At 56.0% G+C, this 2057-nt stretch carries 2 protein-coding genes; both read left to right on the top strand.

Going from position 1 to position 2057, the window contains the following annotated elements:
- Positions 1-276: 276 nt before the first annotated feature.
- Complete coding sequence (locus EOL86_14145) at positions 277-831, top strand: hypothetical protein (GenBank protein NCD26715.1); 555 nt, start codon at positions 277-279, stop codon at positions 829-831.
- A 65-nt stretch (positions 832-896) separates the two neighbouring features.
- The coding region (locus tag EOL86_14140; protein NCD26714.1) for a sodium/sulfate symporter at positions 897-2057 on the top strand (1161 nt) is incomplete at its 3' end.

Raw genomic sequence — 2057 nt, 5'->3', positions numbered from 1 at the left:
GGGGACAGCGGCAACCTTGCCTCCTTTGGGGGCAAGGCAGTTATACCCCTTCTAGGGGTTATTCCAAGTCCTGGCCCTTTGGGCCAGGATTCTTTAAAATCATATATTTGAAGAAAAAAACTAATACCCTGCAAGAAAAGCTGGCACAGAACTTGTTATGCTTCTCATAAGTTTTGCAAGATTATTTGAAGAATTGAAATCGGCAATAAACCCGTGTCGGGAGCGAAGATGGTGCACAATCTCCGATTCCGACCCAACCCCAAGGAGCGATGAATAATGGAAGCATCCGTAAAAGATTTCATGGTCCCCATAGCCAAATTCCCCAGGATATCGGACACGGCCACTTTTTCGGGGGCGGTCATGGCCCTGGAACGGGCCAACGAGGAATACATCTCCGGGAAGCGCGAACAGCGCATCCTCCTGGTAACGGACAGCGAAGGCAAGGTTGTCGGCAAGCTCTCGCCGCTGGACGTGGTGCGCGGACTCGAACCGGACTACGAAAAACTGGTGGACGAGCAGAGCAGCGTCTACGTTGAAAAGTTCAGCTACGTCATCCAGCCCATGAAGGAACAGACCACCCTGTGGGCCAAGCCGCTGGACGACCTCTGCACCACCGCCAAGGACATCCTGGTCAAGGATTTCATCCAGCCCCCCAAATCGTCCCAGATCATCGACCAGGACACGAACCTCAACAATGCCTTCCACCGCTTCGTCATGTTCAAGCACGACTCTCTTTTCGTCATGGACGGCAAGAAACTCATCGGCCTTTTGCGCTTTTCCGACGTGTACAGGGAAATCGGTCGCAGGATCAAAGAATCGTGCGGCCTCTGAGTCGCCGTCTTCAATCGTTGCGATCACTGCGAAGTTAACACTGAAAAAAATAAAGGAGAGAATCCATGAGTGCACAAGACGTGCGAGATACTTCCCCAGATGAGCTCCTCATGCACGAGGAAGAGCCCCAGGGTCCCACGCAGTCCGGCAAGTCCATGATCATCAAGCTGCTCATAGCCCTTGGTATAGGAATATTCATCATGATGCTGCCCAGGCCTGAAAACCTTCCGGCCGAAGGTCACCGCCTGGCGGCCATCCTTCTCCCCGTTGTCTTCCTCTGGGTGTCCGAAGCCATTCCCATCGGCATCACAGCACTCTTGGCCACGGCGGCAATGATCGCCTTCAAGGTGACCAAGACATCGGACGCCTGGGCGCCCTATGCCAACCAGGCGGTCATGTTCGTCATGATGATCATCATGTTCGGCGTGGTTCTGAACGAGGTCGGGCTGGCCAAACGTCTCTTGTTCCTGATCCTCAAAGTCGCCGGCACCAACGTCAAAAAGCTGAGTTTCTTCGTGGCGGTCAGCAGCACCATCCTGTCCTCCATCTTCCACGACGCGACCATCACCATCATCATGCTCTTCGCCATCCTGCCCATCTTCACAGCCATGGGCATCACTCCGAAGAAGAGCAACAACCTGAGCAAATTCTTTATCATCCTCATTCCGCTTTCAGCGTCAGCCGGCGGCTTCGGCACGCTGCTCGGCGGCGGTCGCTGCCCTCTGGCCGTGGACATCACATCCAAATATGTTCTGGAAACCACGGGCGTGGCGTTGAACATAGGTTTCGTGAAGTACATGATGATCAACTTCCCCCTGTGTATCTTCACGGCCATCGCCACCTGGGCCGTATGCTACCTGATCTTCAGACCCAAGGAAGTGTCCCTGCCCGCCGAGGCCAAAATTGAAGAAATGCCCAAGATGAGCACCGCCGAGATCGGCGTCACGCTGGTTTTTGGCGCGGCCTTCGTGCTCTGGTTCCTGGGCGACCTGACCGGGCTGCACCTGACGGTCGTCGCGGCCCTGGCCTTGGCCGGCTTCTGCGCGCCGGGCTGGGTTTCCTTCAAGACCATCTGCGACAAGTTCCCCTGGGAATCCTGGATCGTCTTCGGCTCCGGCGTCTCCCTTGGCGCGGCCATGCTCTCCAGCGGACTGGGCAAGTACCTCGCATCGGTCTGTCTGCCCCTGCTGGAAGGCCACGGCCAGTTCGTGACCTACTACGGCATC

This window comes from Deltaproteobacteria bacterium (genome assembly GCA_009930495.1).
Lineage (GTDB): Bacteria > Desulfobacterota > Desulfovibrionia > Desulfovibrionales > Desulfomicrobiaceae > Desulfomicrobium.
Note: the sequence above shows the minus strand (reverse complement) of the source record. Positions and strands in the feature narration are given on the sequence as shown.